The sequence below is a fragment of the Streptomyces sp. NPDC003697 genome, assembly GCF_053587115.1.
The window spans coordinates 145,962-153,434 of record NZ_JBSFNN010000004.1; the positions used below are offsets into that span (position 1 = coordinate 145,962).

A 7,473-nucleotide genomic window follows, 5' to 3' on the forward strand; every position below is an offset into this window, starting at 1 on the left:
GCGCGGGACCCCGCCGGGCCGGAGCGGAAGCCCCGGTCACCGCGGGCTCAGGCGTCGTAGACGTCCGCCTTCTTCGGCGAGACCTCCTGCACGCCCCCGCTGAGGACGGCGGACCGCGCACCGAACTTCTCCGTGTCGACGCCGTTCTCCCGCAGCACCTTCAGCGCCGCCGCGTGCACCACCCGCAGGACCGGGGTCGCGGCGCGCAGCGCGTCGTCGGCCATGAAGCGGTGGCGCCAGGGCTGGTCGGCCCACGCGTGCCGGAGACCGAACGGCTCGGGCAGCGTCAGTTTGCCGCCGAGCCAGTTCAGCAGAGCGGGGTGCCAGGTCAGCGGGGCGCGCGCGGCCAGCCGTACCACCTCGTCGGCGTCGACCAGGGGCAGCTTCACCTTGCGTGTCTCCCAGAACCGGAACGCCTTCTGCACCTCCTTCTCCTTGACCGCCGGCTTCTCGTAGAACAGGCCGTTGACCGGGCCGAGGGCGTGCCCGGTGACCTCGATGCGCAGGGTCTCGTGCAGCACCGTCACCGTGATCAGCATCGTGATCACCAGCTGACCGTCCCACAGCGTCCACTGGACGCCGAGGTAGTGCCGGTCCCCGCTGCCGAACTGCTGCTTGTTGCAGATGTTCTGCACGGCGTGCGTCTTGATCGTGTAGGCGTCCACGTCCGTGCCGCTCGGCCGGGCCACCTCCTCCGCGTTCTCCCCGATCGGGGTGACGATCCAGTGGGTGACGGACGGCTTGGGGAAGCCGCCGGTGTTGATGGGAGTGCGTTCCAGCATCCCGAGCCCGCCCTGGATCGCGGTGATGACGTCCCAGCTGCGGAAGGGGTGGAACTCCTTGCCCGGTTCGGCGGAGACCAGCTCCTCGGCCAGCTGCCAGCTGCCCCAGCGGGTGCCCATGCCGAGTATGCCCTTGGGTCCGGCGTAGAAGACGGAGTTGGAGCGCTGCTCGGCGCTGAGCCGGGCGAGCTCCTTGCGTACCTGCTCGGCCGCGTCGCCGGGGCTGCCCGGCACCGCCTCGGGGATCTTCGCGCCGAGGCCGCCGCCCGACAGCAGGCTCGCCCAGCGCTCCCGCAGGTCCGCCGACGTGCGCTCGCAGATCCGCTTGGCCCAGAACCAGCCGACGACCGGCATGACCACCGACGCGCGCGCGTACCAGGCCCAGAAGCCGGAGAAGGGCATCTTGAGCAGGAAGAGCACCGCCAGGGCGCCCACGGCGACGAGCAGGGTCGTGGCGAGCGCGCCGGAGCGCCTGCCCTCCCGCTTGCCGACGGTCGTGCGCAGGGTGAACACCATCAGCCAGACGAGGAAGCCCGGCAGGAACAGCACCCCGCACAGCACCGTCACCGCGCTGAGCCGGTTGTCGCGCTCCCGGCGGATGCGGTGGGCCGCCAGGCAGTGCTCCACGACGACCTGCGGCTCGATGCCGAAGGACTGGATGAGGGGCTTGCGGCCCGCGCCCAGGGTACGGTCGATCACCGCGCGGGAGAACGCCTCACCCAACCGCGGCCGGAAGATCCTCGCCCAGGGCCGGGGCAGGGTGACCGCCGACTTGTGCCACTCGTTGTTCGCCTCGAGGATCTTGGTGACCTCGTCGTCCCGGTACGCCGCCGAGGCCAGCGCGTAGGTCGCCGCCGTCTGGCCCGCGGAGCCCGACAGGGGCACCTGCGCCCCCGGACTGAAATCGAAGCCGTCCGTCACTGCCGCCCCCTCGCCGCCGTCCCTGCACCTGCGGCCTTCCCGACTTCCGTTCCGCGCACACCTGTTGATCAGGTCATCAGCGTATCCGCCCGCGCGGGGCTCCGGAGGCGGACGGCCGAAGCCGCCCGCATTCCGGAGGAAAAGCTTCCGCAGGCGCGCCGTTGTGCGCCCCGCGCGCCAACTACGAGGCCTCCCGCTCCTGTTCACGTACCCTCTGGGCGACCTGCGGCGGCATCGGCTCGTGCCGGGCGTACCGGCGGTCGAACCGGGCGGTGCCGTGCGACAGGGAGCGCAGGTCGATCGCGTACCGGCCGATCTCGATCTCGGGCACCTCGGCCCGCACGAGGGTGCGGCCCCCGGCCGTCTGCTCGGTGCCCAGCACCCGGCCGCGGCGCCCGGACAGATCGCTCATGACGGCGCCCACGTAGTCGTCGCCGACGAGGACGGTCACCTCGGCGACCGGCTCCAGCAGGTGGATCCTCGCGTCGGCCGCGGCCTCCCGCAGCGCCAGCGCACCCGCCGTCTGGAACGCGGCGTCGGACGAGTCCACCGAGTGCGCCTTGCCGTCCAGCAGCGTGACCCGCAGGTCGACCAGCGGGTTGCCCGTGGCGACCCCCTTGGCGGCCTGGGCCCGTACCCCCTTCTCCACCGACGGGATGAACTGCCGGGGCACGGCCCCGCCGACCACCTTGTCGACGAACTCGATGCCCGAGCCGGCCGGCAGCGGCTCCACCTCGATCTCGCAGATGGCGTACTGGCCGTGACCGCCGGACTGCTTGACGTGCCGCCCGCGCCCCGCCGACCTGCCCGCGAAGGTCTCCCGCAGGGCGACCCGGTGCGGGACGACGTCGACCTGGACGCCGTACCGGCTGCGCAACCGCTCCAGGGCGACGTCGGCGTGGGCCTCGCCCAGGCACCACAGCACCACCTGGTGGGTGTCCTGGTTCTGCTCCAGCCGCATCGTCGGATCCTCGGCGACCAGCCTGCCCAGACCCTGGGAGAGCCTGTCCTCGTCCGCCTTGCTGTGCGCCCGGATGGCGAGCGGCAGCAGCGGGTCGGGCATGTCCCACGGCTCCATGAGCAGCGGCTCGTCCTTGGCCGAGAGAGTGTCGCCGGTCTCCGCCCGGCTCAGTTTCGCCACGCACACCAGATCACCGGCGACGGCGTGCGTCACGGGCCGCTGCTGCTTGCCGAACGGGGTGGACAGGGCGCCGACGCGCTCGTCGGCCTCGTGGAGGGCGCGGCCCTCGTGCCCGTGGTCGGCCAGGCCGTGCCCGCAGACGTGGACCGTGTCGTCGGGGCGCAGGGTGCCGGAGAAGACGCGGGCCAGGGAGATCCGGCCGACGTACGGGTCGGACGACGTCTTCACGACCTCCGCGACCAGCGGCCCGTCCGGGTCGCAGGGCGCGAGCTCACGCGGGGTGCCGTCCGTCCTGCTGATTCCCGGCGCCTCGCCCTCCGCCGGGGTCGGGAAGCCGCGGGTGATCAGCTCCAGGACCTCCACCGTGCCGATGCCCTGCCGGGCCCCCTCGGCGGCCGGGGCGGCGGCCAGCACCGGGAAGAAGCTGCCGCGCGCCACGGCCCGCTCCAGGTCCTGGATGAGCGTCTTGACGTCGACCTGCTCGCCGCCGAGGTAGCGGTCCATGAGGGTCTCGTCCTCGCTCTCGGCGATGATCCCCTCGATCAGCCGGTTGCGCGCCTCGTCCATCCGCGGCAACTGGTCCTCGCCCGGTTCGGACTCCTTGCGCTCCCCGGAGGAGTAGTCGAACAGCTTGCGCGTCAGCAGCCCGACCAGGCCGCACACGGGCGCGTGCCCGTCCGGGCCCTGCGGGCCGTGCAGCGGCAGGTACAGCGGCAGCACGGCGTCGGGGTCATCCCCGCCGAAGGCCTCCGCGCACACCCGCGTCATCTCGTGGAAGTCCGCGCGGGCCGCCTCCAGGTGGGTGACGACGATGGCCCGTGGCATGCCGACCGCCGCGCACTCCTCCCACACCATGCGGGTCGAGCCGTCCACGCCGTCCGCGGCCGAGACGACGAACAGGGCCGCGTCCGCCGCCCGCAGACCGGCCCGCAATTCCCCGACGAAGTCGGCGTAACCGGGGGTGTCGAGGAGGTTGATCTTGATGCCGTCCCATGCGACGGGGACGAGGGACAGCTGCACGGAGCGCTGCTGCCGGTGCTCGATGTCGTCGTAGTCGGAGACGGTGCTGCCGTCCTGGACGCGGCCGGCCCGGTTCACCGCCCCCGCCGTGAGGGCGAGAGCCTCCACCAGGGTCGTCTTGCCCGAGCCGGAGTGGCCGACCAGCACCACGTTCCGCACGGACGCGGGATGGTCGGCCGCCACCGCCCTGCCGGCGGCTCCGGGGTGTGCGTTCGCCTTGTCGCCCATGGCCTTGCCTCCCGTGCAGGTGAGGTCAGTTGTGGGCGCGGACAACCGGGGCCCGCGGGGACTGGCGGCCTCGGCGACGCCCGCGGTTATTCGAGCTTTCCACTCCCGTCACGCGGCGTCCATACGAGCGACCCGATCGCGCCCGCGCGCGGGGGGGGCCGAGGGCCGGCCGGGAGGGGTCCGGGTGCCCGCCGGTCGCGCACCCGAGCGCGTGGCTACGATGGGCCAGCCGGTGGCCAGCAGGGGCCAGGCGGCGACACCGACCCTCGGGAAGGCCATGCTGAACAAGTACGCGCGTGCATTCTTCACGCGTGTCCTCACACCGTTCGCCGCGTTTCTCATCCGCCGGGGCGTCACCCCCGACATGGTCACGCTCGTGGGCACCGCCGGTGTCGTCGTGGGGGCGCTGGTCTTCTACCCGCGGGGCGAGTTCTTCTGGGGCACGGTCGTCATCACGTTGTTCGTGTTCTCCGACCTGGTGGACGGCAACATGGCCCGGCAGCTGGGCCGCTCCAGCCGCTGGGGTGCCTTCCTCGACTCCACCCTCGACCGGGTCGCCGACGGCGCGATCTTCGGCGGTTTCGCCCTGTGGTACGCGGGCCGCGGCGACGACAACGTCCTGTGCGCCGTCTCGATCTTCTGCCTGGCCAGCGGCCAGGTGGTGTCCTACACCAAGGCCCGCGGCGAGTCGATCGGTCTGCCGGTCGCCGTCAACGGCCTGGTCGAGCGTGCCGAGCGGCTGGTGGTGTCACTGGTCGCGGCCGGCTTCGCGGGCCTGCACAAGTTCGGCGTGCCGGGCATCCAGTACCTGCTCCCCGTCGCCCTGTGGATCGTCGCCGTCGGCAGCCTCGTCACGCTGATCCAGCGCGTCGTCACGGTCCGCCGGGAGTCCGCCGAGGCGGAGGCCGCAGCCGGGGACGCGCACGGGGGCGAGCCTGGGCACGGCGGCACCGGCGGCCAGGCCGGTCAGCGCAACGCCTCCCGGGGGAGCGGAGCGGCCACATGAGCGCCCAGGAACGCGTCACCGACACCCTGTACGGCCTCGGCTGGAGCACCGTGAGACAACTCCCCGAGCCCGTCGCCGCCCGCCTCGGCCGCACGATCGCCGACATCGCCTGGAAGCAGCGCGGCACGGGCGTGCGGCGGCTGGAGAGCAACTACGCGCGCGTGGTGCCGGACGCCGGCCCGGAGCGCCTGGCCGAGCTGAGCCGCGCCGGCATGCGCTCCTACCTGCGCTACTGGATGGAGTCCTTCCGGCTGCCCGCCTGGAGCCCCGAGCGGATCCGCACCGGCTTCGACCCCAAGGACGTGGACATCCTCACCGACGGCCTCGCCGCCGGGAAGGGCGTGGTGCTCGCCCTGCCGCACCTGGCCAACTGGGACCTGGCGGGCGCCTGGGTCACCACGCAGCTGCGCATCCCCTTCACGACCGTCGCCGAGCGCCTGAAGCCCGAGACGCTGTACGACCGCTTCGTCGCCTACCGTGAGGGCCTCGGCATGGAGGTCCTTCCGCACACCGGCGGCGCCGCGTTCGGCACGCTGGCCCGGCGGCTGCGTGACGGCGGCCTCGTCTGCCTGGTCGCCGACCGCGACCTGTCCGCCTCGGGCACCGAGGTGACGTTCTTCGGCGAGACCGCCCGGATGCCCGCGGGACCGGCCCTGCTCGCCCAGCAGACCGGCGCCCTGCTGATGCCCGCCACGCTCTGGTACGACGACTCGCCCGTCATGCGGGGCCGCGTCCATCCGCCGATCGAGGTGCCCCGGACCGGCACGCGCGCCGAGAAGACGTCCGTCATGACACAGGCACTGGCCGACACCTTCGCCTCGGGCATCGCCGATCACCCCGAGGACTGGCACATGCTGCAGCGGCTGTGGCTCGCCGACCTGGACCCCGCGAGGGACCCGGGCCGGGCCGGCCGTGCCGGGACGGGAGCCTTGTGAGGATCGGCATCGTCTGCCCCTACTCCTGGGACGTGCCCGGCGGCGTCCAGTTCCACATCCGGGACCTCGCCGAGTACTTCACCGGCCTCGGTCACGAGGTGTCCGTCCTCGCGCCCGCCGACGACGACACCCCCCTGCCGCCGTACGTCGTCTCGGCCGGCCGCGCGGTGCCCGTGCCGTACAACGGCTCCGTGGCCCGGCTGAACTTCGGCTTCCTGTCCGCGGCCCGGGTGCGGCGCTGGCTGCACGACGGCGCGTTCGACGTCATCCACATCCACGAGCCGACCTCGCCCTCGCTCGGCCTGCTGACCTGCTGGGCCGCCCAGGGGCCCATCGTCGCCACCTTCCACACCTCCAATCCGCGCTCCCGCGCGATGATCGCCGCCTACTCGATCCTCCAGGCCGCCCTGGAGAAGATCAGCGCACGGATCGCCGTCAGCGAGTACGCGCGCCGGACCCTCGTCGAGCACCTCGGCGGGGACGCGGTCGTCATCCCCAACGGGGTCGACGTCGACTTCTTCGCCAAGGCCGAACCCCACCCCGCGTGGCAGGGGGACACCATCGGCTTCATCGGGCGCATCGACGAACCCCGCAAGGGCCTGCCGGTGCTGATGAAGGCCCTGCCGAAGATCCTCGACGCCCGGCCGCAGACCCGGCTGCTGGTCGCCGGACGCGGGGACGAGGAGGAGGCCGTCGCGACGCTGCCCGCCCGGCTGCGCCCGCGCGTGGAGTTCCTCGGCATGGTGAGCGACGAGGACAAGGCGCGCCTGCTGCGCAGCGTCGACCTGTACGTCGCCCCCAACACCGGCGGCGAGAGCTTCGGCATCATCCTCGTGGAGGCCATGTCGGCGGGCGCCCCGGTACTCGCCTCGAACCTGGACGCCTTCGGGCAGGTCCTGGACCGGGGCGCGGCCGGCGAACTGTTCGCCAACGAGGACGCCGACGCCCTGGCCGACGCGGCCGTACGGCTGCTGGGCGACCCGGAGCGGCGGCAGGAGCTGCGGGAGCGGGGCAGCGCCCACGTACGGCGGTTCGACTGGTCGACCGTGGGCGCGGACATCCTGTCCGTGTACGAGACGGTGACCGCCGGCGCGGCGGCCGTGGCGGCCGACGACCGGGCCACGGGCCTGTGGGCACGGTTCGGCCTGGCGCGGGACTGACCGGCTTGCACCCCGCCCGCCGCACCGTCCGGCTCGAGGGCACGGCCGGCTGTCCGGCGGAGCAGACCGGGGCGACTCCTGGCAGCCCCGGCTCTCCGTCGGACAGCCCCCGGCGCACCCGGCACCCGCGCCGCACGGCGGGACGCCCGGCACCCCGACCCGCACCCGCACGACGGACCGGAGGGGCCGGGTCGCGGGGTGCCCGCCCGCAGCGGCCGGCGCGTCTGCACCGGTTCCCCGGCGAGAGACCTGATCCGCGCCGGTCCGAGGACGGGCACCC

The 7,473-nt window shown here is 73.3% G+C and carries 5 protein-coding genes; 3 read left to right on the forward strand and 2 right to left on the reverse strand.

Annotated elements, in window-relative coordinates; genetic code table 11:
* Positions 1-47: 47 nt before the first annotated feature.
* Together ACWDNY_RS03030 and ACWDNY_RS03035 are read right to left on the reverse strand one after the other, a co-directional pair.
* On the reverse strand, positions 48-1,703 hold the full coding sequence (locus ACWDNY_RS03030; protein ID WP_451643935.1) for a hypothetical protein: 1,656 nt from the start codon (positions 1,701-1,703) through the stop codon (positions 48-50).
* A 181-nt stretch (positions 1,704-1,884) separates the two neighbouring features.
* A complete protein-coding gene (locus ACWDNY_RS03035) occupies positions 1,885-4,092 on the reverse strand; it encodes an elongation factor G-like protein EF-G2 (protein ID WP_451643936.1) in 2,208 nt (735 codons plus the stop codon).
* A gap of 220 nt (positions 4,093-4,312) precedes the next feature.
* Here ACWDNY_RS03035 and pgsA point away from each other — a divergent pair, with 220 nt between their 5' ends.
* The 3 genes from pgsA to ACWDNY_RS03050 are packed head-to-tail and all read left to right on the forward strand — an operon-like array spanning position 4,313 to position 7,193.
* A complete protein-coding gene (gene pgsA / locus ACWDNY_RS03040; protein ID WP_451643948.1) occupies positions 4,313-5,098 on the forward strand; it encodes a phosphatidylinositol phosphate synthase in 786 nt (261 codons plus the stop codon).
* Complete coding sequence (locus ACWDNY_RS03045; RefSeq protein WP_451643937.1) at positions 5,095-6,033, forward strand: phosphatidylinositol mannoside acyltransferase; 939 nt, start codon at positions 5,095-5,097, stop codon at positions 6,031-6,033. The genes pgsA and ACWDNY_RS03045 overlap by 4 nt, the downstream gene beginning before the upstream one ends.
* Complete coding sequence (locus ACWDNY_RS03050) at positions 6,030-7,193, forward strand: glycosyltransferase family 4 protein (RefSeq protein WP_451643938.1); 1,164 nt, start codon at positions 6,030-6,032, stop codon at positions 7,191-7,193. Before ACWDNY_RS03045 ends, ACWDNY_RS03050 begins: the two co-directional genes overlap by 4 nt.
* The last annotated feature ends 280 nt before the right edge of the window (positions 7,194-7,473 follow it).

What these genes read in the sequence shown, in the direction of transcription:
- ACWDNY_RS03035 (WP_451643936.1), bottom strand. Translation starts at nt 4,092, where the DNA reads ATGGGCGACAAGGCGAACGCACACCCCGGAGCCGCCGGCAGGGCGGTG.
- pgsA (WP_451643948.1), top strand. Translation starts at nt 4,313, where the DNA reads ATGGGCCAGCCGGTGGCCAGCAGGGGCCAGGCGGCGACACCGACCCTC.
- ACWDNY_RS03045 (WP_451643937.1), top strand. Translation starts at nt 5,095, where the DNA reads ATGAGCGCCCAGGAACGCGTCACCGACACCCTGTACGGCCTCGGCTGG.